Annotated in this window: 19 protein-coding genes; 9 read left to right on the forward strand and 10 right to left on the reverse strand. The window is 71.2% G+C overall.

Going from position 1 to position 25,149, the window contains the following annotated elements; all coding sequences use genetic code 11:
* Positions 1-105 precede the first annotated feature (105 nt).
* Both hutU and hutI read left to right on the forward strand, forming a co-directional pair.
* Positions 106-1,776, forward strand: coding sequence for a urocanate hydratase (gene hutU, locus HNO83_RS06545; RefSeq protein ID WP_175336726.1), 1,671 nt, complete (start codon positions 106-108; stop codon positions 1,774-1,776).
* On the forward strand, positions 1,773-2,936 hold the full coding sequence (gene hutI / locus HNO83_RS06550; RefSeq protein WP_175336727.1) for an imidazolonepropionase: 1,164 nt from the start codon (positions 1,773-1,775) through the stop codon (positions 2,934-2,936). The genes hutU and hutI overlap by 4 nt, the downstream gene beginning before the upstream one ends.
* 85 nt (positions 2,937-3,021) lie before the next feature.
* Here the strand turns inward: hutI and HNO83_RS06555 are convergent, their stop codons facing one another.
* The 3 genes from HNO83_RS06555 to yczR all read right to left on the reverse strand — a co-directional run bounded on the left by HNO83_RS06555 (position 3,022) and on the right by yczR (position 8,965).
* Positions 3,022-3,918 carry an arginase family protein gene (locus HNO83_RS06555; RefSeq protein ID WP_175336728.1) on the reverse strand — a complete coding sequence of 299 codons (897 nt, stop codon included), beginning with the start codon at positions 3,916-3,918 and terminating at the stop codon, positions 3,022-3,024.
* Between the two features lie 73 nt (positions 3,919-3,991).
* The gene (locus HNO83_RS06560; protein ID WP_175336729.1) at positions 3,992-7,351 is read right to left on the reverse strand and encodes an efflux RND transporter permease subunit; all 3,360 of its coding nucleotides are present in this window, start codon (positions 7,349-7,351) and stop codon (positions 3,992-3,994) included.
* 132 nt (positions 7,352-7,483) lie between these two features.
* Complete coding sequence (yczR, locus tag HNO83_RS06565; protein ID WP_175336730.1) at positions 7,484-8,965, reverse strand: MocR-like transcription factor YczR; 1,482 nt, start codon at positions 8,963-8,965, stop codon at positions 7,484-7,486.
* Positions 8,966-9,029: 64 nt separating this feature from the next.
* Here yczR and yczE point away from each other — a divergent pair, with 64 nt between their 5' ends.
* Positions 9,030-9,941 carry a membrane protein YczE gene (gene yczE / locus HNO83_RS06570; RefSeq protein ID WP_175336731.1) on the forward strand — a complete coding sequence of 304 codons (912 nt, stop codon included), beginning with the start codon at positions 9,030-9,032 and terminating at the stop codon, positions 9,939-9,941.
* An 83-nt stretch (positions 9,942-10,024) separates the two neighbouring features.
* Here the strand turns inward: yczE and HNO83_RS06575 are convergent, their stop codons facing one another.
* The gene (locus tag HNO83_RS06575) at positions 10,025-10,786 is read right to left on the reverse strand and encodes a MerR family transcriptional regulator (RefSeq protein WP_175336732.1); all 762 of its coding nucleotides are present in this window, start codon (positions 10,784-10,786) and stop codon (positions 10,025-10,027) included.
* 82 nt (positions 10,787-10,868) lie between these two features.
* On the opposite strand from HNO83_RS06575, the gene HNO83_RS06580 reads away from it, so the two are divergent.
* Positions 10,869-11,603 carry an MBL fold metallo-hydrolase gene (locus HNO83_RS06580; RefSeq protein ID WP_175336733.1) on the forward strand — a complete coding sequence of 245 codons (735 nt, stop codon included), beginning with the start codon at positions 10,869-10,871 and terminating at the stop codon, positions 11,601-11,603.
* A gap of 28 nt (positions 11,604-11,631) precedes the next feature.
* On the opposite strand, the gene HNO83_RS06585 is transcribed toward HNO83_RS06580, so the two are convergent.
* The 5 genes from HNO83_RS06585 to HNO83_RS06605 all read right to left on the reverse strand — a co-directional run bounded on the left by HNO83_RS06585 (position 11,632) and on the right by HNO83_RS06605 (position 17,327).
* A complete protein-coding gene (locus tag HNO83_RS06585; protein WP_175337006.1) occupies positions 11,632-13,788 on the reverse strand; it encodes an APC family permease in 2,157 nt (718 codons plus the stop codon).
* A gap of 233 nt (positions 13,789-14,021) precedes the next feature.
* Positions 14,022-14,651, reverse strand: a complete 630-nt coding sequence (locus tag HNO83_RS06590) for a PadR family transcriptional regulator (RefSeq protein ID WP_175336734.1) — start codon at positions 14,649-14,651, stop codon at positions 14,022-14,024.
* Entirely contained in the window at positions 14,648-15,484 is an 837-nt protein-coding gene (locus tag HNO83_RS06595; protein ID WP_175336735.1) for a DUF4097 family beta strand repeat-containing protein, read from the reverse strand. The genes HNO83_RS06590 and HNO83_RS06595 overlap by 4 nt, the downstream gene beginning before the upstream one ends.
* 162 nt (positions 15,485-15,646) lie before the next feature.
* Entirely contained in the window at positions 15,647-16,228 is a 582-nt protein-coding gene (locus HNO83_RS06600) for an antibiotic biosynthesis monooxygenase (RefSeq protein ID WP_175336736.1), read from the reverse strand.
* A 52-nt stretch (positions 16,229-16,280) separates the two neighbouring features.
* The gene (locus tag HNO83_RS06605; protein WP_175336737.1) at positions 16,281-17,327 is read right to left on the reverse strand and encodes a LacI family DNA-binding transcriptional regulator; all 1,047 of its coding nucleotides are present in this window, start codon (positions 17,325-17,327) and stop codon (positions 16,281-16,283) included.
* A 329-nt stretch (positions 17,328-17,656) separates the two neighbouring features.
* On the opposite strand from HNO83_RS06605, the gene HNO83_RS06610 reads away from it, so the two are divergent.
* From HNO83_RS06610 to HNO83_RS06630, 5 genes are all read left to right on the forward strand, one after another.
* Positions 17,657-18,910 carry a sugar ABC transporter substrate-binding protein gene (locus HNO83_RS06610; RefSeq protein WP_175336738.1) on the forward strand — a complete coding sequence of 418 codons (1,254 nt, stop codon included), beginning with the start codon at positions 17,657-17,659 and terminating at the stop codon, positions 18,908-18,910.
* Between the two features lie 29 nt (positions 18,911-18,939).
* Positions 18,940-20,097 (forward strand): carbohydrate ABC transporter permease, encoded by a 1,158-nt coding sequence (locus HNO83_RS06615; RefSeq protein ID WP_175336739.1) that lies wholly within the window; start codon positions 18,940-18,942, stop codon positions 20,095-20,097.
* A complete protein-coding gene (locus HNO83_RS06620; RefSeq protein ID WP_175336740.1) occupies positions 20,094-21,011 on the forward strand; it encodes a carbohydrate ABC transporter permease in 918 nt (305 codons plus the stop codon). Before HNO83_RS06615 ends, HNO83_RS06620 begins: the two co-directional genes overlap by 4 nt.
* A complete protein-coding gene (locus HNO83_RS06625) occupies positions 21,008-21,754 on the forward strand; it encodes a Type 1 glutamine amidotransferase-like domain-containing protein (protein WP_175336741.1) in 747 nt (248 codons plus the stop codon). Before HNO83_RS06620 ends, HNO83_RS06625 begins: the two co-directional genes overlap by 4 nt.
* 137 nt (positions 21,755-21,891) lie before the next feature.
* Complete coding sequence (locus HNO83_RS06630; RefSeq protein ID WP_249776555.1) at positions 21,892-23,892, forward strand: glycogen debranching N-terminal domain-containing protein; 2,001 nt, start codon at positions 21,892-21,894, stop codon at positions 23,890-23,892.
* A 40-nt stretch (positions 23,893-23,932) separates the two neighbouring features.
* On the opposite strand, the gene HNO83_RS06635 is transcribed toward HNO83_RS06630, so the two are convergent.
* The gene (locus tag HNO83_RS06635) at positions 23,933-25,006 is read right to left on the reverse strand and encodes an NAD(P)-binding domain-containing protein (protein WP_175336743.1); all 1,074 of its coding nucleotides are present in this window, start codon (positions 25,004-25,006) and stop codon (positions 23,933-23,935) included.
* Positions 25,007-25,149 lie beyond the last annotated feature (143 nt).

A 25,149-nucleotide genomic window follows, 5' to 3' on the forward strand; every position in this document is an offset into this window, starting at 1 on the left:
ACCCCCGACCCCAGCCATCAGCTCCGGACTTTTTCGACCAAGACGCCGGCGTGTCGGTCGAAGAACTCAGGAGCTGATGGCGACGAACGAAAGGAAACGCGAACGATGGATGGAGCACGACCCGTGAGGGCACCGCGCGGCACGGAGCTCAGCGCGAAGAGCTGGCAGACCGAGGCCCCGCTGCGGATGCTGATGAACAACCTCGACCCCGAGGTGGCCGAGCGGCCCGACGACCTCGTCGTGTACGGGGGGACGGGACGCGCGGCCCGCAGCTGGGAGGCCTTCGACGCGATCGTCGCGACCCTCCGCGACCTCGAGTCGGACGAGACCCTCCTCGTGCAGTCGGGCAAGCCGGTCGGCGTGTTCCGCACGCACCAGTGGGCGCCCCGCGTGCTCATCGCCAACTCGAACCTCGTGGGCGACTGGGCGACGTGGCCCGAGTTCCGCCGGCTCGAGGCGCTCGGGCTCACCATGTACGGCCAGATGACCGCCGGCTCCTGGATCTACATCGGCTCGCAGGGCATCCTGCAGGGCACGTACGAGACGTTCGGCGCCGTGGCCCGGAAGAGGTTCGGCGGCTCGCTCGCCGGCACGCTCACCCTGACCGGCGGCTGCGGCGGGATGGGCGGAGCGCAGCCGCTCGCCGTGACCCTCAACGGCGGCGCCGTTCTGATCGTGGATGTGGACCGCTCCCGCCTGCAGCGCCGCGTCGACCACGGCTACCTGGACGTGCTGGCCGACGACCTCGACGACGCCGTCGCCCGCGCCTTGGCGGCCAAGGATGCGCGCCAGGCGCTCTCGGTCGGCGTCGTCGGCAATGCGGCGGAGGTCTTCCCCGAGCTGCTGCGCCGCAGCGTCCCCATCGACATCGTCACCGACCAGACCAGCGCGCACGACCCGCTCTCCTACCTGCCGATCGGCTACACCGTCGAGGAGTGGCGGGAGCGCGCTGCCGCAGACCCGGACCAGTTCACCGAGGACGCGCGCCGCTCGATGGCCGCCCAGGTGGAGGCGATGGTCGGCTTCCAGGACGCCGGTGCCGAGGTCTTCGACTACGGCAACTCGATCCGCACCGAGGCGCAGCTGGGCGGCTACGGTCGGGCGTTCGACTTCCCCGGCTTCGTGCCCGCCTACATCCGGCCGCTCTTCGCCGAGGGGAAGGGACCGTTCCGCTGGGCGGCCCTCTCCGGCGACCCGGCCGACATCGCCGCGACCGACCGCGCCGTGCTGGAGCTGTTCCCGGAGGACGAGCACCTGCGCCGCTGGATCACCCAGGCGGGCGAGAAGGTGCACTTCGAGGGCCTGCCCGCGCGGATCTGCTGGCTGGGCTACAAGGAGCGACACCTGGCGGGGCTGCGCTTCAACGAGATGGTGGCCTCCGGCGAGCTGTCGGCACCCGTCGTCATCGGCCGGGACCACCTCGACTCCGGCTCGGTCGCGTCGCCGTACCGCGAGACCGAGGCCATGGCGGACGGCTCGGACGCGATCGCCGACTGGCCGCTGCTCAACGCCCTGCTCAACACGGCATCCGGCGCCACCTGGGTGTCGCTGCACCACGGCGGCGGAGTCGGGATCGGGCGCAGCATCCACGCGGGCCAGGTCGTGGTCGCCGACGGGACGCCGCTCGCCGCGGAGAAGATCGAGCGCGTGCTGGTCAACGACCCCGGCACGGGCGTGATGCGTCACGTCGACGCCGGCTACGACCGAGCGGTGGAGGTCGCAGAGGAGCGCGGGCTGCGCATCCCGATGCGCGAGCGGGGAGCCGACCGGCCGTGAGCGCTCTCCTCGTCACCGGGATCGGCGAGCTGGTCACCTTCGATCCGGCGCATGCTGGCCCGGACGGCGTGCTGCACGACGCAGCGCTGCTCGCCGTCGACGGTCGCGTGGCGTGGACGGGACCGACTGCCGCCGCGCCGCACCAGGACGCGGACGAGGTGCTCGACGTCGACGGCGCCGCGGTGATCCCCGGGTTCGTGGACGCGCACACGCACCTCGTCTTCGCCGGCGACCGTGCTGCGGAGTTCGAGGCCCGCATGGAGGGCCGGCCGTATACGGCAGGCGGCATACGGTCGACGGTGGCGGCGACCAGGGCCGCGACCGACGAGGAACTGCGCCGACGGCTCGGCCGGTTCGTGGCCGAGCTGCACGCGCAGGGGACGACGACGTTCGAGGTGAAGAGCGGCTACGGGCTCACCGTCGAGGACGAGGAGCGGCTGCTGCGGCTGGCGGGCGAGGTGACCGCCGAGACCACATTCCTCGGCGCGCATGTGGTGCCGCCGGAGTTCGCGGACGAGCCCGAGGCGTACGTCGACCTGGTCGTGGGGCCGATGCTGGATGCGTGCGCACCGCACGCGCGCTGGATCGACGTGTTCTGCGAGAGGGGAGCGTTCAGCGTCGAGCAGTCGCGTCGCATCCTGACCGCGGGAGCCGCTCGGGGACTGGGTGTCCGCGTCCACGCCTCGCAGCTGGGCCCGGGCGAGGGAGTGGCCCTGGCGGTCGAGTTGGATGCGGCGAGCGTCGACCACTGCACCTACCTCACCGACGACGACGTCGAACGGCTGGCGGCCTCGAACACGGTGGCCGGCCTCCTCCCGGGCGTCGAGTTCTCCACCCGGCACCCGTACCCGTCCGGTCGGCGGCTGCTGGACGCGGGCGCGACGATCGCGCTCGCCAGCGACTGCAACCCGGGATCGTCGTTCACGTCGTCGATGCCGTTCTGCGTCGCCCTCGCCGTGCGCGAGATGGGGCTGACGCCGATGGAGGCGCTGCGCGCCGCGACGCTTGGGGGCGCGGCGGCGCTCCGGCGCGACGACGTCGGCCACCTGCGTCCGGGCGCGCGGGCCGACCTGGTCGTGCTCGACGCGCCCAGCCACATCCACCTCGCCTACCGCCCCGGCGTCCCGCTCGTCGCGCGCACCCTCCGCTCTGCCGCCTGATCCCCTCCGTCGAGTCCGCGAAGACTGCACGCCGCGACGGCGTGTCGCGTGCAGTCTTCGTGGACTCGACGGTGGGGGGGTCGGGTCAGCGCTGGGCGAGGCCGCCGGCGGATTCGAGGATGAGGAGGGCGGCCAGGCGGACCGTGCGCTGGTCGGGGGTGTCGGCCGTGGCGTCCACCTCGGCGATGTCGATCGAGCGCACCCGCGGGGAGGCGGCGGCGAGGCGCGCGAAGCGGCGCAGCTCCCAGGCGGCCAGGCCGCCGGGCACCGACGCCGGGCAGCCGGGCGCAACAGAACGGTCGCACACGTCGACGTCGAGGTCGACGTGCACCGGGCCGCCACCGGCCCCGGCGATCTCCAGCGCCTCCGCCATCACGTCGTCGATCGGGCGGGCGTGGAGCTCGTCGCGCGTCACGACCGTGATCCCGTGGTCGGCCGCCCGCCGCGCGTAGGCGGCCGAGTTGGCGAAGTCGGCGATCCCGATCTGCACCACCCGGCGACCGTCGAGCCCCGCCTCAAGCAGCTCCCGCACCGGGGAGCCGTTCGACCTGCCGTCCCGCAGGTCGTGGTGCGCGTCGAGGGTGATCAGCCCGGCCTGCGGCAGCGCGTCGCCCGCGGCCCCGAGCGCGGCGGGCACGGTGAGGCTGTTGTCGCCGCCGACCGCAACGGTCAGGCGCGAGCCCGCCACCGCCGCAGCGACGGCCGCCCGCGCCCGATCCCGCCCCTCCGGACCGTCGGGCGAGCCGACGTCGCCGGCGTCGGCGAAGCGCAGCGCCTCCACGTCCAGCCCCGGCAGGAAAAGGGAGTAGCGCCGCAGCGCCGCACGCACCGCGGCCGGTGTGGCCTGCGCGCCGGTCGGCGACAGCGACGTCTCGTGCGTCGGGATGCCGAGGATCGTGAGGTCGGAGCCGTCGGGTCCGAGGGGCGGCCAGTCACCCGCTCGAGGCCACAGCGGATCGACGGACAGGCCCTGGTCGCTCATACCCGCGACCCTAGCCGGGCAGCCTCCGACGGCGGACCGGTATCGGCCGGTCCGCCGTCTGGGATCCCGGACGTCAGAGCTGCGAGCCGCCCGCCGGCCGCGGGAAGAGCGGCGGCTCGGGCGTGCGACCCACGGTGCCCGCGGTGCCGACGGGCTCCGGCTCGGCGGCCTTCCCCGGAGCCGGCGTGCCGTCCTGCGGCCCGTCGCCGCCGCCACCCGGCCCCGGCCGACCGCCGGATCCGTCGCCCTCGCCGCCGGCCCGCGCCGCCTTCTTCGCGGCCTTCCGCTCCCGGCGTCCGATCACGAGGTTGTACAGCGTCGGCAGCACGACCAGCGTCAGCACTGTCGAGGAGATCAGACCGCCGATCACGACGATCGCGAGCGGCTGCGAGATGAAACCACCATGGCCGGTCAGCCCGATCGCCATCGGTGTCAGCGCGGCGATCGTCGCCAGCGCCGTCATCAGGATCGGCCGCAGACGGCGGGAGGCTCCGTGCGCCACGGCCTCCGACACCGTCAGCCCACGCCGCCGGTACTGGTTGACCAGGTCGATGAGCACGATGGCGTTCGTGACCACGATGCCGACGAGCATCAGCAGACCGATCATCGAGGCGACGCCGAGCGGGATGCCGGAGGCGATCTGCAGCAGGATCGCGCCGGTCGCCGCGAACGGCACCGACACCAGCAGCAGGATCGGCTGCAGCAGCGACCGGAACGTCGCCACCATCACGATGTAGACGATCAGGATGGCCGCGAGCAGCGCGAGCAGCAGCTGGCTGAACGCGTCCGACTGGCTCGCCGTGACGCCGCCGACCTTGGCGGTCGCCCCGCTGGGCAGCTCGGCAGCCTTGAGGCCGGCCGCGACGTCCGCGTTCGCCGTCGACAGGTTGTCGGTCGCCGGGGTCGCGGTCACGCTCGCTGTGCGCAGCCCACGCTCGGTCGTCACCGTCGCCGGGCCCTTGACCTCCTGCACCGACGCGAGGGTGTCCAGCGGCACCACTCCACCGACGGTCGGGATGCCGAGCTGCGACAGCCCCGCGACGGTCGTCGGCGGGTTCTCCGACTGGAGGTAGATCTTCAGCGTCGTGTTGTCGATCGCCACGGACCCGGCCTGCGTCGGCTGCATCGCCTGCGAGACGAGCGTGCCGACCGCGACCTCGCTCAGCCCCGCCGCCGCCGCCTTCTCGCGGTCGACCTCCACCGCGACGTACGGCAGCGAGGCGCTGAGGTTGTCGGTGACCTGCTTGAGGGACGACTTCTTCCGCAGCTGGGCGACGACCGCGTCGGTCGCCTTCTGGAGGTCCGCGTCGTTGCTGGCGCTCACATCCACCTGGATGTCGGTCGAGCCGCCGAATCCGGACGACGCCGAGAGCGTGATCTCGCCCTGGTCCTTGATGCCGGCCAGCTCGTCCTGGATGGTGTTCTGCAGCTTCTCCTGGTCGGCGTTCGGGTCCGTCGTGATGGAGAACGTGGTGCCTCCGCCGCCGCCGGTGAACGCGTCTCGCAGCGACGAGCCGCTGGAGCCGATGGAGACCTGCACGGTCTTCACGCCGTCCGTGGCGAGCAGCTTCTTCTCGACGACCTTGGCCGCGTCGTCCTTCGACTGCAGGCTCGCGCCGGGGTCCAGTGTCTGCGTCACGGTGAGGGAGTTCTGGCCGCTGGAGCCGAGGAAGTTGGTCTTCACGAACGGCAGCGCGGCGAACGTGAGCACGAGCACGAAGACCGCGGCGAGGATGGTCACCCAGGAGTGCCGGAGCGTCCACCGGATGATGGGCAGGTACCCCTTCTGCAGTCGCGACGGGTGCTCCAGTTCGTCGATGCCCGATGCCGCCGCCTCGTCGACCGAGAGCGCCGACGCGTCGACCTGCTCGACGTCCTCGTGCTTGTGCGCCTTCGGCGCGCGAAGGAACCAGTACGCCAGCACCGGCACGATCGTCAGCGCGACGAGCAGCGACGACAGCAGGGCGATGGTCACCGTCAGCGCGAACGGCCGGAACAGCTCGCCGGTCACGTCGCCGACGAAGGCCAGCGGGAGGAACACGGCGACCGTCGTGATGGTGGAGGCGGTGATCGCGCCCGCCACCTCGCGCACGGCGCGCACGATGGTGACCGCCCGGTCGGCTCCGGGCACCAGCTGCCGTTTGATGTTCTCGATGACGACGATCGAGTCGTCGACGACGCGTCCGATCGCGATGGTCAGCGCGCCCAGGGTGATGATGTTGAGCGTGTAGCCGGTCGCCCACATCACGATGAACGTGATGAGCACGCTGGTCGGGATGGAGATGGCCGTCACGAGGGTGGAACGCACGGAGAGCAGGAACACCAGGATGACGATGACCGCCATCACGAGTCCGAGCAGCCCCTCCTCGGCGAGGGAGTTGATGGACTGGGTGATGAACGGAGCCTGGTCGAACACGACGGTGATCTTGGCGTCCGAGCCGAGCTTCTTCTCCAGCTCCGGGATGAGGGCGTTCACGGCGTGCGAGACGGCGACGGTGTTCGCCGAGGGCAGCTTGGTGACGGCGATCGTGAGCGCCGGTTTGCCGTCGACGCGGGAGAGCGAGGTGATCGGGTCGTCGGTCTCGGCCACGGTCGCAACGGCGCCGATCGTGGTGGGGGTCGCGGGCGCGGCGACGACGGTGCCGCCCCGCGTGCCGGTTGCGCCGGCCGCGGCACCGCCGGCTGCGCCGCTCGATGCGACCAGTGGCAGCGACGCGATGTCCTCCACCGACCCGAGCTGCTTGCCCGACTGGATGGACAGGGTCGAGCCGTTCTCCGTGATGTCGCCGCCCGGGATGAGCACGCCGTTCTGCTGCAGCGCGTCCTTGATCGCGGACGACGAGAGGCCCGCCGCCGCCAGCTTGGCCGGATCCGGGGTGATCGTGATGCGGCGGCCCACCTCGCCGACGAGCTGCGCGTCGTTGACGCCGGTGACGTCCTTGATGTCCGGCAGCGCCAGCTTCGTGATGTCGTCGCCGAGGGTGCGCTGGTCCGTGCCGCCGGTGACGGCGAGCTGGATCACGGGCAGGTCGTCGATGCTGCCGGAGAGCACCTGCGGCTCGACCCCGGACGGAAGGGTCGACTTGATGCGGTTGACCGCTTGGTCGATCTTCTGCTCCGCGGTGGCCAGATCCGTCCCGTAGGTGAACTTCGCGGTGATGATCGACTGGTTCGTGCTGCTCACCGCGGACGTGCTGTCGAGGTCCGGGACGCCCTGGATCGCCGCTTCGACCGGCGTGCTCACGTCGTGGTTGACGACCTCCGGCGACGCGCCGGGGTAGCTGGAGAGCACGACCAGCTGCGGGAAGGAGATCGACGGGGCGAGCTCCTGCTTGAGGTTGGTGAGCGCGAGGCCGCCGAAGAACGCGGCGACGATCGTGATGAGCGCGATCAGGGCGCGGTTCTTCATGCTCAGGACGGCGAGGTTGTGCACAGGAGTTCCCCTCGAGGGCGGATTGCAGGGCGCGCGGCGACGGTGGCGCATCGAAAGTATGTCAGGGCATCATGGGCGGATTCTTCATGCCGTGGTACGACTTCCCGGTACTCCCCGGGGAGTGCCGGGGCGTCAGACGACGCTCGGGAGCGCGCCGGCTTCGAAGTACGGCGCCGGCTCGTTCGCCGCCACTGCCCACGCGCGTTCGAGGGCCGAGAACGCGCGCTCGTACTCCTCCGGCGTGTAGGTGATCGGGATGCGGAGGAACCGCTCGAAGGCGCCGTCGAGCCCGAACCGCGGACCCGCCGCGATGAGCAGGCCCTGGCTCCGGGCGGCGAGGGCGAGCGCCGAACTGACGGGCGCACCGAGTCCGACCCACGCGGTGAGCCCGCCGTGCTGACGCGGGACGGACCACTCGGGGAAGGTCTCGGCGACCAGCGTCCGCACCGTCTCGCGGCCGAGGCGCAGCTGCTCCCGGCGCTCCTCGACGATGGTCTCCAGCTGCGGCATGAGCTTCGCGACCACCAGCTGCTCGAGGATCGGCGTTCCGAGGTCGGTCGAGGGCTTCGCCCCGATCAGGCGCTGGATGTGCGGCCGTTCCGCGCGGATCCAGCCGATGCGCAGCCCGCCCCAGAGCGTCTTGCTGGCGGACCCGATCATGACGATCGGCGCACCGGCCGCATCCGCGTCGGCGTAGCAGGGCAGAGGCAGGTACTCGCCCGGTCGGTCGATGTCGAGTTCCGCGCAGGTCTCGTCGGCGACGAGGATGGTGCCGTGCGCCGCGGCTGCCGCGAGCACCCGGCGCCGGGTGGCCGGCGACATCGTGGCGCCGGTGGGGTTGTGGAAGTCGGGGAGGATGTACGCCAGCGCCGGGTTGGCGCGGCGGAAGGTCTGCTCGATCGCGTCCGCGTCCCAGCCGTCCGGCGCGTCGTCGCCGAGCGGGTGCGGGCGCTCCTCCTGCGCCGTGACCGTCATCGGGACGAGCCGCGCCCCGGCGAGGCGCATGGCCTCGATCGCGTGCGGGTAGGTGGGCACCTCGATCGCGACCCGGTCGCCGCGGCCGAGGAACGTGCGGGCGATGAGCGCGATGGCCTGTTGCGCACCCACGGTGACGAGGATCTGGTCGGCGGTCGTCGGAAGACCGCGCCGGGTGTACCGGGCGGCGATCTCCTCCCGCAGGTGCGGCAGGCCGACCGGGTCGTAGCCGGGGTCGGGGAGGAAGCGCGGCAGCTCCTCCGCGGCGGCGCGGGCGGCGGCGGGCAGGGTCGAGGCCGCGGGCAGCGACGCCTTGGTGAAGTCGAGCATCCCCTCGCCGCCGACGGCCGGGAGCGGCAGGGTGCGGCCGGGCAGCCTGGTCACACTGCCGGAGCCGCGGACGCTGTCGATGAAGCCGCCCTCGCGCAGCTGGCGGTAGGCGGCAGCGACCGTGGTGCGGCTGAGCTCCAGCCGAGCGGCGAGGTCGCGTTCGGCAGGGAGCCGCGTTCCGATCGGGACGCGGCCGTCGAGCACGAGGAGCCGGATGCGGTCGGCGAGGGCCTGGTAGCCGGCCGCCGACGTGCGCCAGGAGCCGAGGAGCTGTTCGAGCGAGCGCGCGGTGAGCTGGGCATCCGACATGCAGGCCACTTTAGGCGAATTGGCATCTTGCCGCCAGTCCAATCGCTGCGATTGGATTGCAGCCATGACCACCCGCCTCCTCCTCACCCGCCGCATCGTGCAGCTGCTGATCGGGCTGTTCCTCTACGGGATCGCCATCTCGCTCATGGTCCGTGCGGGCATCGGGCTGTCGCCGTGGGATGTGCTGGCGCAGGGGGTCTCGCTCAAGACCGGCATCCCGTTCGGGCTCGTCACCAATCTGATCGGCCTGGTGGTGCTGGCGTTCTGGATCCCGCTGCGGCAGAAGCCGGGGCTGGGCACCATCCTGAACGTGCTGCTGGTCGGGCCGAGCGCCCAGCTGGGACTCGACCTGCTGCCGCAGCAGACGGAGCTGTGGGCGCAGGTGCTGTTCTTCGTCGCGGGGCTGGTCCTGCTCGCCGTGGCGACCGGCCTGTACATCGGGCCGCGCCTCGGCCCGGGCCCGCGCGACGGCCTGATGACGGGGCTGCACGCCCGCACCGGCCGGCCGATCTGGATGGTGCGCACCGCCATCGAGGTGACCGTGCTCATCGTCGGGTGGGCCCTCGGCGGCAACGTCGGCATCGGGACGCTGGCGTTCGCGCTGCTCGTCGGCCCGTTGTGCAGCCTCACCCTCCCCTTCTTCGCGATCCGCCTGCCGCAGGACGCTGCAACGGCTGCGGCGGCACTGGAGAGCGAGCTCGAGGGAACGGCCGAGCAGTCGGCCGGCCTCGAGGGCGAGCAGGATGCCGTCCGTTTCGACGTGCGCGACGGCGTCCTGCTCGAGTCCGACCGCGCGGCGCACGACCGCTTCGCCCGGCAGGACTCCCCGTTCGTCCGGGCTCCCCAGCCGGACCGCGAGCCCCCGTCGCCGCGCGACCCGTCCGGATCCCGTGCATCGCGCCCGTCCCGCCCGTCCCGCGTGATCGCCGCCCACTGGCTGGACGACCGCATCACCCGCCGCCCCCGCCACCCCTGACCCCAACCGTCAGCTCCTGAGTTCTTCGAGCGAATCGCCGCGAAACACTCGAAGAACTCAGGAGCTGTTGGCTTGGGAGCGGGTTAGGCGAGGTGGGCGGCGGCGTAGGTGCGGAGGGCGTCGCGCACGAACGCGGCGCCGGAGGCGCCGCCGTAGTTGGCGGCGAAGCGCTCGTCGGCGACGTACATGTCGCCGAGGCCGGTCAGGTACGCCGCGAGCGGCGCGCCGGTGCCGTAGCCCGGGGTGCCCGGGATGTCGGCCAGCCAGTCGGCGTGGCGCTTCGCCAGCGCCTGCGCCTCGGCGGAGTCGGGTGCGACGCCCGAGGCGGCGGCCGCCTGCCAGTCCGCGGCGAGCCGCTCCTGACGCGCCTGCCATTCGGCCCGCTCCTCCGGGGTCTTGCTGCGCCACCAGCGGTCGGATGCCGCGTAGGCGTCCTTCCCCCAGCGCTGCTCGACCTCCTCCTTGTACTGCGTGTGATCGAACCCGTCGAACATCTGCTCAGCCACGAGTTCCTCTCCTTCCTCCACGGCGTGGATCGTCGACTCGACCGACGCGATCTGCCGCGCCAGCCGTTGCCGCTCCGCGCGCAGCCACTGGAGATGGTCGCGCAGCGCGGGCACCGCATCCGTGCGGTCGTCGAGCACGCGGCCGACGGCGTCGAGGCCGAGGCCGAGCTCGCGGAGCAGCAGGATGCGCTGCAGCCGCACAAGGGAGTCGCGGTCGTAGTACCGGTAGCCGTTGCCGCCGACGCGGCTCGGCTTCAGCAGCCCGATGGCGTCGTAGTGGCGCAGCGTGCGGCTGGTGGTGCCGGCGATCCGCGCGATGTCCTGGATGGACCAGTCCATGTTCTCCTCCTGTCGTGCGATGCGTCATCCACGCTAGGAGTTGACGTTACGTCAAGGTCAAGCGCCCGGATACAGTGACCTGGTGACCAGCATCCGCTCGACCACCCGCGTCGCCCCCGGCGTCCTCTTCGTCGAGGGCCCGCTCTCGAACTGGACCGTCTTCCACGGAGACGGCGCCGTCGAGCTGGTCGACTGCGGCTACCCCGCCGACCGGCCGCTGGTCGAGGAGTCGATCCGGATCGCCGGAGCCGACCCCGCCGAGCTGCGGCGCATCCTGATCACCCACGGCCACTCCGACCACCTCGGCGCGAGCGCGTGGTTCGCCGCCGAACGCGGCGTCGTCGTGTCCGCCGCCCTGGAGGAGCTGCCGAACGTGCGCCGCGACGTCACCGAGCAGGTGACCGTGCGCGAACTGCTGCCGTCGATCTTCGCCCGCGGCACCGTGCGCTGGGCGATCGCAGCGCTCCGCGCCGGCGGCAAGGCCGAGGTCGGCGTGCGGGATGCGGTGGCCCTCGACGGCGAGGAGGTGCGGCTGAGCACCGGCCACACCCTCCGGATCGTGCCCGCCCCGGGCCACACCAGCGGGAGTGTGTGCTTCCTGGAGCCGGAGTCGCGCGCCCTGATCACCGGGGACGCGATCGTCAGCGGTCACCCGCTGCTGCGCGAGACCGGCGAGCTGCAGCAGCTGCCCGCGTTCTTCCAGTCGGATGCGGACGAGGCCGCCCGGAGCGCCCGCCGCCTCGTGCTGTGCGACGCCGACCTGATCCTGCCCGGGCATGGCCCGCTGGTCGCCTTCCCCGCGAGCGCTCGGCCCTGACGGCCGCCGGCTCTGACGGAGGCGCGGCCTAGCGCTTGGCGCGCGCCGGTACCCGCTTCTGCTGCGCGCCGGACCCGGCGCCGGCTGCCTCCTGAGGCTCGCGCTCCGGCTCCGGGATCGTCGCGGCGATGTCCTCCGCGGTCTGCTGCGGCTGATCCATCGTGATCGGCACCTCGTGGATGTGGATGCGCGCGTGCGGCCGCGAGGCCGGCACCAGCGGTCGGCGCGCGACGGGGCGCACGGGCTCGCCGCGGCGGTCCTGGCCGGGCAGCGGACGGGACCGGCGGCCGTAGATCAGCGACGAGGAGTCGAGCAGCCACGGCACGAGCGCGACGGTGACGCCGTGGCACAGCATGAGCTGCTTGCTGATGCGGCGGGCGCGGTGGTTGTGCAGCAGCGACTCCCACCAGTGGCCGACGATGTACTGCGGCAGGTACACGGTCACGACCTCGGAGCCGTGCTGCTCGCGGCGGTGCTTGAGGTACTTCACCAGCGGGATTCCGAAGTCGCGGTACGGCGACTCGATGATCGTCAGCGGCACGTGGATGTTCTGCTCCACCCACTGACGCTGCAGCTTCTGCGTCGCCTCCTCCTCGATGGAGACGTGGACGGCCTCGATCGAGTCGTGCCGCGCCGCGATGGCGTAGTCGAGCGCCTTGAGGGCCGGCTTCTGCATCTTGCCGACGAGCACGACCGCGTGGTCGCCGACGGCGCCGAAGGTGGTGACCGGGTCGACCTCGATCTCGCGTTCCACGTCCCGGTAGTACCGGTTCACGCCGAGCATGAGGAACCAGAGGATCGGCATGAAGATGAAGACGAGGTACGCGCCGTGCGTGAACTTCGTGATCGTGACGACGATGAGCACGATGGCCGTCAGGCAGGCGCCGAACGCGTTGATGCACAGCGACCGGACGATGCCGGTGCGCTCCCGGCCGGTCTGCCCGCCGGAGCGCAGCAGCGTGATCCAGTGCTTCACCATCCCGGACTGACCGAGCGTGAACGAGACGAAGACGCCGATGATGTACAGCTGGATGAGCTGGGTCAGGTTGGCCTGGTAGACGACCAGCAGCACCGTGGCCGCGAGGGCCAGGATGATCATGCCGTTCGAGTACACCAGGCGGTCGCCTCGCGTGTTGAGGGCCTTCGGCGCGTAGGAGTCGCGGGCGAGCACCGAGCCGAGCAGCGGGAAGCCGTTGAACGCGGTGTTGGCGGCGAGGAGCAGCACGACGGCCGTCGCGGCCTGCACGAGGAAGAAGAAGAAGGTGTTGTTGCCGAACGTGGCCGCGGCGATCTGGGCGATGAGGCTCCGCTGCGGCGAGGTGGCGCACTGCGCCCAGCCCTGCAGGTCGCAGGGATTCTCGGCGTAGTGCACGCCGCTGATGAGCGCGGTCGCGGTCAGGCCGGCGAACAGCGTGATCGCGATGCCGCCCATGAGGCCGAGGGTGACGCGGGCGTTGCGGATCTTGGGGGTGCGGAAGGCGGGGACGCCGTTGGCGACCGCCTCCACGCCGGTGAGGGCGGAGCAGCCGCTGGAGAACGCGCGCAGCAGCAGGAGGACGACCGCCGCCTGCGTGAGCGAGTCGGCGTGCACCTGGTACCCGGCGGACTCGGCGACGGGAGCGTTGCCGAACGCCGTCCGCACCAGGGCGGTGACGATCATCAGGCCGATGCTGCCGATGAAGATGTAGGTGGGGAGGGCGAACGCCTTCGACGACTCCCGGACGCCGCGCAGGTTGACCGCCGCGATGAGGATGACGCAGAGGATGGCGAGCTCGACCCGCCAGGGTGCGAGGAACGGGAGCGCCGAGATCACGTTGTCGACGCCGGACGCGACCGACACCGCGACGGTGAGCACATAGTCCACCAGAAGCGCGGAGGCGACGATCAGGCCGGCCTTCTCGCCGAGGTTCTTGTGGGCGACCTCGTAGTCGCCGCCGCCCGACGGGTACGCCTTGACCAGCTGGCGGTAGCTGAGCACCACGGTGACGAGCAGCACCACGACGGCTGCGGCGACCCACGGCGCGAAGGTGAGGAACGCCAGTCCGCCGAGCAGCAGGATCATCAGGAGTTCCTGGGGAGCGTAGGCGACGCTCGAGAGTGCATCCGAGGCGAAGATGGGTAGGGCGAGGTGCTTCGGGAGCAGCTGTCCTTCGAGCTTTTCGCTCGGAAGCGGGTCGCCGATCAACCAGCGCTTCGGGGATCTCCCCTCATTTGTCACGAGGTGCGAGCATACTCGCTGGCAATGCACTGTCAAGTCGGCGCGTCGCACCGCCCGATTCCCGGGGATCTGCAAACACTGGGGACTGTTCCGGCGAGGTCGTCTCCGCCGCGGATTGACGCGGAGGCGACACCAGGAGCGGCCTCACTGGGAGCGAGATGAGCATTCGCCGACTCTTCTCCGATGCAGCGACGGCGCCGTCAGCGGCGGCCGATGGCCTCGACGACGGCGCGCCGCACGCGGTCGAGCTCCGACTTCAGGAGCGGCACGACGGACTCGGGGAGCGTCCCGCGCGCGGCTTCCGAGCGCAGGTCGGTCCGCAGCTGCTGACGGAACTCGTTGAGCGCCGCCTCCGCCTCCCGCACCGCCGCAGCCCCGGCCGCGCGCACGTCCCGGCCCGCCTCCCGCGCCTGTTGGCGCGGATCGACCTTCGAGGCGTTGCGCTTGGCCTGCCGCGCCGCGGACGCGAGCTCGGCGCGGAGCGTGCGCATGGCGTCGTCGACGCCGGCCCGCACCTCGTCCGCGAGGCGGCGCACCGAGTCGGTGACCTCCTCCTCGATCGCGTCGAGCTCGGGGCGGCGCGCCTCGAGCTCGGCCCGGCCGGCGTCCGTGATGGCGTACACGGTCTTGCGGCCCTCCGCGGTCTTGGTGACCAGGCCCTCCTCCTCCAGCTTCGCCAGCCGGGGGTAGATGGTGCCGGCGCTCGGGCTGTACGTGCCGCCGAAGCGATCGGTGAGCGCCTGGATCAGCTCGTAGCCGTGCCGGGGCGACTCCTCCAGCAGGCTCAGCAGGTAGAGGCGGAGGCTGCCGTGCGAGAACACGGGACTCACGCGGACGCCTCCTGCGAGCCTGCGCTCGTCGCGGCGCTTCGCAGCACGGCGGCGTCGCCGGAGACGGAGTTGACGTTGATCTCGACCCAGGTGCCGTCGAGGGTTCCCGAGGTGCCGGTGTACCCCTTCCCCATGCCGCCGACCACAGTCATGTTGTCGAGCTGCACCTTGCCGGAGACGGTGTTCACGCGGTACCGGGCCCCGATGGCCTCCGGGATGCGGATGGTCGTGTCGCCGGACACGGTGTTGATCGCGATGTCGTCCGGGGTGCCGGTCACATCCAGCATCACGTCGGCGGAGACGCCGTCGGCCGAGAAGCGGCGGATGGCGCCGGTCGCGGTGACATCGCCCGAGACGGTGTGGGCCGAGATGCGGCCGGTGTGGTCGCGCACCGAGAGCTCGCCGCTGACGGAGTTGAGCTCGATGTCGCCGGTGAGGCCGTCGACGACGATGTCGCCGGAGACCGTGCTGAGGCGCGCATCCGTGTTCAGGCCCGAGACCAGGGCCGTCGCGGAGACGACGCCGAACTTCAGCTCCACGTCGCGCGGGACGAGCACGCTGACGTCGGCGCGGGCGCTCGACCGCATCGACTTGAAGACCTCGATGAAGTTGTCCCAGCGCAGCTGCGGGTGGTCGATCTCCAGCCGGTCGCCGTCGATCACGATCTTGAGGTCGCGCCCGCTGACCGAGTGCACCTCGATGCGGGCGCTCGGCTCGTCATGCCCGACGATGTCGATCTGCCCCCCGATGAAGCCGACCTTGAGCGCGCGGACGACCTCGACGTCGATCGTGCGGCTCTCGCCGGGCTGGATCAGCCACTTCTCCTGTGCCATGTTCGTGCTCCTTGCTCTCCGGTCCGTGCCGGGACCGTCGGTGACTCGCGTTATATCGCGACTGTTGACGGAAATCACGATATATCGCGAGTTGGTACGGCGCAAGCCGTTTTGGCGAAGAACCCCCGGATTCAGGGTGCGCTCAGGGTGAACCCCGAGCGGTCAGCGGCGCAGCCAGGGCTGCAGCAGGCGGGTGACGAACGGCAGCAGCACGTAGGTCATGATCGGGGTGAGGCAGAGGGTCGTGAGGAGCACGGTCGCGAGCGGCCAGAGCGTGTGCCACCCGGGCACGAAGGTCGACGTCAGGTACGCGAAGGCCAGCGACAGCGGGAAGAACCCGAGCCAGATCGTGACCGCCTGCTTCCAGCGCGGCGGCGCGGCGGGAACGCCGGGCTGCGGCTCGTCGAACCAGCCCTCGATGCCGGTGCGGCGCTCCACCCGGGACACCTCCACCAGCTCGCGCCCCTCGTACAGCCAGTCGGCGCGGTCCTCCGACACCTCCCAGGCCTCCAGAGTGTCCGTGTCGGCGAAGCGGTACAGCATGTGCCACTCGTCGGAGTCGGCGTGCGCGCGCACCCAGCCCGAGCCGAGGAAGCCCTCGTGCGTATTGGCGAGGTTGACGCCGGATTGCACCCAGCGGGTCACCTCCGCCAGGCGGTTGCCGTCGACTCGACGGGTGATGGACACGGTGACCGGGAGGCGACGCGCTCGTGACGCGTCCAGCAGAGGCTCTTGTGGAGACATGCCTCCATTGTCTCCGCGTCGCGTTACATGCGGATTTCGCGACGTCGGCCGGTCAGCGGGAGCCGATGAGCGGCGGCCACTCCCGCACGACGAGGTGCGGCGCGACCAGCCGGTGGCGCGTGTCCGGCACCTCGCCCGGCGGCCGCACCCGGCCGCCCTGCTCGCCGGTCAGCAGCTCCAGCACGCCGGCCGCGACCTCGTCGAGCGACTGGGCGACGCTCGAGAAGCCGAGGGAGGCGGCGATCGGGGTGTCGTCGTAGCCGACCACCGGCAGTCGGCCGCCGGTCGCGGTCAGCGCGCCGAGGGCGAGCGAGTCGGAGGTGCAGACCAGTCCGTCGAGCGGACCGGCCGCCGCCTGCAGCCGCCGCACCGCGTCGGCGCCGAGGGTCACCGTGTCCTCGGACGCGACCTCCAGGGTAGAGAGCTCGTCGTCGGAGAGCCCGCTGCCCTCGCGCATGGCCTCCAGCCATCCCGTCCGGCGGTCGTCGCCCGTGCCCGACCCGCTGGGCCAGCCGAGGAAGCCGATGCGGCTGCCCGCCGTCGACAGCAGGTGCCGGGTCGCGTCGCGCAGGCCGGAGCGGCCGTCCACATCCACCCAGAGGTGCTCCGGATCGGTCATGTCGTCGATGCCCCAGGGCCGGCCGAAGGTGACGAACGACCGGCCGTTCTCGATCAGCCACTCCGTGCGCGGGTCGCCGTGGAACGTCGAGGTGAGCACGAACGCGTCGACGTCGGCCCCGTCGGAGAGGCGGCGGAACTGCTCGATCTCGTCCTCCGGGCCCGTGGCCGTGAACAGCAGGACGCGCAGGCCCCGCTGGTCGGCCTGCTCGGTGAGGGCGTGGAGGAAGCGGTCGAGGATGCTGCCGGAGATGCCGTCCTGGGTGATCGGGTCGAGGCGGATCCCGATCGTCGAGCTCCGCTGCGTCCGCAGGCGGCGGGCAGAGGCGTGCGGTCGGTACCCGAGCGAGTGGATGGCGGCCTGGACGCGTTCCCGCGTCTCCGGGCGCACCAGCTCGGGGGCGTTGAGGACGTTGGAGACCGTCTGGCGCGAGACGCCGGCGACGTCGGCGACGTCGCTCACCGTGGGCTGGGCTCCCATCTCGGCTCCTTCCTCGTTCGCCGGATTCGACCCTACTGGTCTGCTTGACACCTTCGGAAGCGCATGGCTAGGGTGGCAGGCATCCCGATTTGATCGTTCAAAGTCACCGTAGCAGGTGTGAATTTGATCGTTCAAACCTTCGGGAGGAGCCACGAGAAGGCCGGACCAGAGGAGGTCGGATGCGCGCATCGCTGCAGAGCACCCCCGCCTCGACCCCGTGTGCCGCTCAGGTGCTCACAGCCGCACCGCCGGACGAGTTCTCCACACTCTCGCCGGCCCTTCACGCGTGCGCCCCACACTGCGGGCACACTCACACCAAGGAGACACGAATGCGCAAGATCACACATCGCTGGCTCGCGGGCGGCGCCGTCGCCGCCGCGGCGGCCCTCACCCTGACCGCCTGCGGTTCCGGCTTCGGCGGCGGCAGCAGCGGCGGCGACACCGGCAAGCTGACCTCGTCAGACAAGGCCCTGACGGTCATGATCGGCTCCTCGGGCGACGCCGAGACGGCGGCGGTCAAGTCCGCGGTCTCCGACTGGTCCAAGAGCTCCGGCACCAAGGCCTCGGTCATCGCGGCGAGCAAGCTCAACGAGCAGCTCGCCCAGGGCTTCGCCGCCAAGAAGCCGGCCGACGTCTTCTACCTCTCCACCGACGCCCTCGCCGGCTACGCCTCCAACGGCTCGCTGCTCGCCTACGGCGACCAGCTGAGCAACAAGAGCGACTTCTACCCGAGCCTGGTCAAGTCGTTCACCTACGACGGCAAGTTCTACTGCGCGCCGAAGGACTTCTCCACGCTGCAGCTCGTCATCAACACCGACGCCTGGAAGGCGGCGGGGCTGACCGACGCCGACATCCCGAAGACGTGGGACCAGCTCGAGGCCGTCTCCAAGAAGCTCACCACCGGCAGCCAGGTCGGCCTCGGCATCTCGGGCGAGTACGCCCGCATCGGCTCCTTCATGGTCCAGGCCGGCGGCAACCTGATGAACGACGACAGCACCAAGGCCACCGCCAACAGCGACGCCAACGTGCAGGCGCTCGACTTCGTCAAGAAGATGCTGAACGGCGGCGAGCTGAAGTACGCGAAGGACCTCGGCGCCGGCTGGGGCGGCGAGGCGTTCGGCAAGGGCCTCGCGGCGATGACCATCGAGGGCAACTGGATCACGGGCGCCCTCAAGTCCGACTTCCCGAACATCAAGTACACGATCGCCGAGCTGCCCAAGGGCCCGGCCGGCCAGGGCACCCTCCAGTTCACCAACTGCTGGGGCATCGCGGCCGACAGCCCCAACCAGGCCGCCGCGCTCAAGCTCGTCGAGAAGCTGACGAGCAAGAGCGACCAGCTCGCCTTCTCCAAGGCCTTCGGCCCGATGCCGTCGATCAAGTCGGCCGCAGACGAGTGGAAGTCCGACAACCCCGACCTGGTGCCGTTCCTGAACGCCGCCGACTACGCCAAGGGCGTCCCGACCGCCAAGGGTTCCGCCGACGTGGTGACCGACCTCAACAGCAAGCTCGAGTCGCTCGCGACGGGCGATCCGAAGAGCATCCTCGACACCACGCAGAAGAACCTCGAAGCGCTCCTCAAGTAAGCGGCGCAGCGGAAGAGTAAGGACCAGCCATGTCTGCAACCACGAGTCGGTCTCGTCGCACCGGAATCCGGCGCGGCGAGACCGCCTCGGGGTGGTTGTTCACCGCCCCGGTCATCCTGCTGCTCGGGGTGTTCCTCGTGATCCCGGTGCTGATGGCGCTGTGGGTGAGCTTCTCCGACTGGGGCGGCCGGGGCAGCCCCTTCTCCTCCGGCGTCCACTTCGTCGGCTTCGACAACTACACGACGCTGCTCGCGGGCGGCGGACTCGCGGAGCAGGACTTCGGCATGTCGCTGAAGAACAACGCCTGGTACGTGGTGCTCGTCGTCCCCATCCAGACGGCCGTGTCGCTCGGCCTCGCGGTGCTCGTGAACCGCGCGGTGCTGCGCGGCCGCGGTTTCTTCCGCACCGCGTTCTACTTCCCGTCGGTGACGAGCTCGGTCGCCATCACCGTGCTCTGGCTGTTCCTGTTCAGCACCAGCGGCGCCGTCAACAAGGTGCTCTCGTGGGTGGGCATCAACGGGCCGAACTGGTTCAACGACCCGAGCGGCGTCGTCCACAATCTGCTCGCCGCCTTCGGCGTGACGCAGGGGCCCGCCGCGCTCACGCAGAACACCGCGCTCGGCGTCTCGTGGTGGGACTGGCTGGGCGGCCCGTCTGTCGCCATGTCGGCATACATCATCATGGCCGTCTTCACGACGAGCGGAACCTTCATGCTGCTGTTCCTCGCCGCCCTGCAGAACCTCGGCGGCGACGTGACCGAGGCGGCGATGATGGACGGCGCGAACGGCTGGCAGCGCTTCTGGCGGATCACCCTCCCCCAGCTGCGCCCGACCCTCTTCACCGTGCTGACGCTCGGCCTGATCGGCTGCTGGCAGGTGTTCGACCAGATCTACACCGGAACGCAGGGAGCACCGGGCAAGACGACCCTGACCCCCGCGTTCCTCAGCTACCAGACCTCGTTCATGAACCAGGAGTGGGGTCAGGGCGCGGCGATCGCGTTCATCCTCTTCGTCATCATCGTCGTGTTCACGCTGTTCCAGCGCTGGGTGCTCCGCGAGCGGCCGGTGTCCAAGCGGCGCATGCGGCTGTACCAGCCGGCGCTCGCGGCCGGCACCGCCGCGGGCGGCGCGCCGAGCAGCGTACCGGCCCAGAAGGAAGACTCTGACAGCAAGGGAGCGCTCCGATGAGCTCGACCACCGTGCAGACCGAGCAGGCCGTCTCCGCGTCCCCCCGCACCGCCCCGGCCCGGCCGGCCAGGCGGCGCCACCGCTCGCGCGGCGCGATCGCCGCGACCTCCGTCACGTACGCGATCCTCGTGGTGCTGGCGGTCGTCTACATCATGCCGTTCCTCATCCAGATCGCCACGTCGTTCAAGACCGACGCCGAGGCAACCGCCAACCCGGTCGCCCTCATCCCGCAGACGTTCACGACGGCCGCGTACGAACGGCTCTTCCTCAACTCCGACTTCCCGGTGTGGTTCGCCAACTCGGCCGTCGTGACGATCGTCGTCACCCTCGGCCGGGTGTTCTTCGACTCGCTCGCGGGCTACGCACTGGCGCGGCTCCGCTTCCGCGGCCGAGGCGTGGTGTTCGCCGCTCTGGTCGCCGTCATGTCGGTGCCGCTGGTCGTGCTGCTCATCCCGAAGTTCCTCGTCATCAACCAGCTGGGCATCTACGACTCGTACACGGGCATGATCGTGCCCTTGCTGACCGATGCGGCCGGCGTCTTCATCATGAAGGGATTCTTCGAGTCGATCCCCGCCAGCGTGGAGGAGCAGGCCCGCATCGACGGCGCAGGCACCTTCCGCGTGTTCTGGTCGATCGTGCTGCCGATGGCGCGGCCCGCCCTGATCACGATCATCATCCTGTCGTTCCAGGGGTCGTGGAACGAGCTCGCCCACTTCATCGTGTCGACGCAGAACCCGGCACTGACCACGCTGACGAAGGGGGTCGCCGGGCTGGCGAGCGGGCAGCTGAGCCAGGGCAGCCAGTACCCGCTGAAGCTGGCGGCCGCGGCCATCATGACCATCCCGGTGGCCGTCCTCTTCTTCGTCTTCCAGCGACGGATCATGAACTCCAGCGACGGGGCGGTGAAGGAGTGACCGCCGCAGAGCCCACCATCCTCGCGACCTGCGGCGGCCTGAACGCGGGAACGTGGACCGACTCGGTCTACGGGCCCCTCCTCCACCACGCGATCGCACTCGCGCGGGTGGAGGGGCGCGCACCCCGCGTCACCCATATCAACACCGCGGGCGGCGACCAGCGCCACGTGGAGGGTGCGGAACTCGAGGCGGCCCGCGCGGCCGGGGTCGAGGCGACGCACCTCCGGTTCTTCCCGCGCCGCAACATCGAGGACGTGCGCGAGCACCTGCTCCGTCAAGACGTCATCTGGGTGAGCGGCGGCAGCGTCGTCAACCTGCTCGCCGTCTGGCGCGCCCACGGGCTCGACGCGCTGCTGGCGGACGCCTGGCGCGCGGGCGTGGTGCTCGCAGGAGGCTCCGCGGGCGCCCTGTGCTGGCACGAGGGCGGCACCACGGCCTCCTTCGGCCCCGGCATCTCCGCCGTCGCCGACGGCCTCGGCTTCGTAAGGGGGTCGCTCGCCGTCCACTACGACTCCGACCCGGCCAGGCGCCCGGCGCACCAGCGCGCGGTCGCCGAAGGCGTCCTGCCCGAGGGCTACGCGCTCGACGAGGGCGTCGGCCTGGTCTACCGCGGCACACGGCTCGACGACATCGTCGCCGAGCGGCCCGGCGTCTCCGCGTGGCGGGTCGCTTGCGGCGACGGGGGCGTCAGCGAGACGCGCCTCGAACCGCGCCTCCTCGACAGGGGCGGGGAGGCGGCATGAGCAGAACGGAGACCTCACCCCCCTCGTCCGGGTCGCCTGGGCCGCCCAACGGCGACCCCGGCATCCGCACCACCGATCCACACCTCCCCGGCGACGCTCCCGCGACGCCGGACCGACACGAAGGCACGACCTCCACGATGACCCAGCCCCTCCAGCCGCTCCTCCACGACAGCGTCGTCGTGCTGACCGCCCCCTCCCAGGCCTGGTCCGCGCCCGACGGGAGGATCGACGGGCACGGCATCCACGGCTTCTACCACTCCGACCTGCGCGTGCTCGACCGCGTGCTGCTGACGGTCGGCGGAGAGACGCCGGAGCACATCGCCACGGCGGGACCGGATGCGGCCACGAGCGTCTTCACGGGCCTCGCGCGAGGGCTGGACGACACGACGGCGGACCCCCGCGTCCGCATCGATCGCACGCGGAGCGTGCGGGCCGGCTCGCTGTCCGAGCGGATCGTGCTGCGCAACGCGCTCCGCACGACCGTGGTCACCACCGTCGAGATGGTGCTCGGCGCCGACTTCAGCCCGATGCAGAGCATCAAGGCCGGGCTGTCCGGGAGCGAGCATCCCGTGACGGTTGAGACCGGTGCGGACGGAGCGGCCGCCGTGCTGCGCAGCGGTCGGGTCGCGGCCCCCATCGTCGCGGAGGGCGCGACCGCGGCCGTCGACGGCGAACGGGTGTCGCTGCGCTGGAGCGTCGAGATCCCCGCGAACGGATCGGCGGAGCTGACCTGGCGCATCGACGTCGACGACCCCACCGCCGTCGTCTCGGGCGCCGAGCCATCCACCGAATGGAGCGCCTTCCGGGCGACCACCGGCGACTCCCGGCTGCAGTCCTGGCTCGGCCGCGCCATCGCCGACCTCCAGGCGCTGCGCATGTCGACCGTCGAGCGCCCGGACGACACGTTCCTCGCGGCGGGCGCCCCCTGGTTCTTCACCCTGTTCGGCCGCGACTCGCTGTGGGCGGCGCGGATGCTGCTTCCGCTCGGCCACGAGATCGCCGCCTCCACCCTGCGGGTGCTCGCGCACTACCAAGGCACGCGGACCGTCGCAGAGACCGCGGAGCAGCCCGGCAAGATCATGCACGAGCTGCGGCCGGCGGCGCTGACGATCCCGGGCGAGGGCGTCGAGCTCCCTCCGCTCTACTACGGCACGGTCGACGCGACCGCGCTGTGGGTCTGCCTGCTGCACGACGCCTGGAAGTGGGGCATGCCGCGCGACGAGGTCGAGCAGCTGCTCCCCCACCTGGAGGCGGCGCTGGCCTGGATGCGCGACGTCGGCGACAGCGACGGCGACGGCTTCCTGGAGTACATCGACACCACCGGGCACGGCCTCGCCAACCAGGGCTGGAAGGACTCCGGCGACTCCATCCAGTGGCGCGACGGCACCCTCGCCGACGGCCCGATCGCGCTGTGCGAGGTGCAGGGCTACGCCTACCAGGCCGCCGTCGGCGGCGCCGAACTGCTGGAGGCGTTCGGGCGCGCGGGCGCTGACGCGTGGCGCACCTGGGCCGCCGACCTCAAGGCGCGCTTCGCCGCGGCCTTCTGGATCGACGAACCGGCGGGCGCGTACCCCGCGGTCGCGCTCGACGCCGCGAAGCGGAAGGTCGACACGGTGACGAGCAACATCGGCCACCTCCTCGGCACCGGCATCCTCGACCCGGAGGAGTCCGCCCTCGTCGCCCGGCGCCTGGTCTCGCCGGAACTGTCGTCGGGCTACGGGCTCCGCACGATGTCCACCGACTCCGCCGGCTACTGGCCGCTCAGCTACCACGGCGGCAGCGTCTGGGCGCACGACACCGCCATCGCGATCTCGGGCCTTGCGGCCGAGGGGTTCCGAGAGGAGGCCGGGCAGCTCGCCGACGGCCTGCTGGCCGCCGCGCAGGGGTTCGCCTACCGGATGCCCGAGCTTCACTCCGGCGACAGCGCCGAGCAGAGCAGCTCGCCCATCCCCTACCCGGCGGCGTGCCGCCCGCAGGCCTGGTCGGCCGCCGCCGCGGTCGCCGTGCTCTCGGCCCGTCTCGGTCTCCGCGCCGACGCCCCCGCCGGGCGACTGGAGGTCGACCCCGACCCGGGTGCCGGCAGCATCCGAGTCGAGGGCCTGCGCTTCGCCGGGTCGCCGCGCGACCTCACCGCGTGAGCGACGGTGCTCGGGGCGAACGCCGCCCCGAGCACCGTCGCTACAGCTGCGCCATGATCTGCCGGGCGATGATACGCCCGGCACGGTTGGCGCCGATCGTCGACGCCTGGGGGCCATACCCCGCGAGGAATATGCGGGAGTCCTGCCAGGACGCCCCCGAGCCGACGGTCAGGCCGCCGGCCTTCTCCCGCAGCTTCAGCGGCGCCAGGTGACGGAGCTCCGGCCGGAACCCCGTCGCCCAGATGATCGCGTCGGCGTGGGTGAACGACCCGTCGGGCCAGCGCACGCCGCGCTCCTCGACCCGCCTGAACATCGGCCGCTCGACCAGCAGCCCCCGCTCGATACCCGCCGCGATGCGGCGCGTGCGGGGCACCCCCGTGCCGCTGACGATCGACGGGAGCGCCTCTCCGGCCCGTGCCGCGGCATCCTGCATCGCGACCGCCGCAACGCCGCCTTCGATCGTCAGCTCCGACTCGTCGCGGAAGTCCACCGGTCGCCTGGTCGCCCAGGTGAGCGACGCCGCGATATCCTCCAGCTCCAGGAGGAAGCCGATCGCGCTCGTCCCGCCGCCCACCACGACGACCGACTGCCCCTCGAATTCCTGAGCCGAGACGTAGGTCGAGGTGTGCACATGCCGCCCGGCGAATGTGTTGACGCCCGGGTAGTACGGGATGAAGGGCGAGCCCCAGGTTCCGGACGCGTTCACCACCACCCGGGTGGCGGTCTCGCCCTCGCTGTGCTGCACGATGAGGTCCGCCCCACGGTCGAAGACGTGCTCGACCGTCACGGGACGCTGCACCTGCAGCCCGAAATGCTCCTCGTAGCGGCGGTAGTAGCCGGCGACGATGTCCCGCGCGGGGAGCGACCGGTCGGCCCTGTCGAAGCTGAGACCGAGCTCCGACATTCCCGGCAGATCGTTCACGTGGTGGGCGCTGCCCAGCTTCAGGGCATCCCAGCGGTGCTGCCACGCCCCGCCGGTGATCGGACCGCGGTCGTAGACGATGAAATCGACGCCGGGAGTGAGCTCGAACCGGCGGAGGTAATAGGCGACGGCGAGGCCCGCCTGGCCCGCACCGATCACCACCACCTGGGTCTCGGTCCTCGTCGTGGTCACGCGCTCATCCCATCACTCCTCGCTGTGCGCGAACTCGGGGGCGGTGGAAGTCAGCATGCTAAACTCCATGCTAGTTTTCACTGTTTCTATTCGATCCCCGGGAAGCCTTTCCTACCCGGGCTGGGACCAAAAGGGGGTCACGC

The organism is Leifsonia sp. C5G2, from assembly GCF_013359685.1.
Lineage (GTDB): Bacteria > Actinomycetota > Actinomycetes > Actinomycetales > Microbacteriaceae > Leifsonia.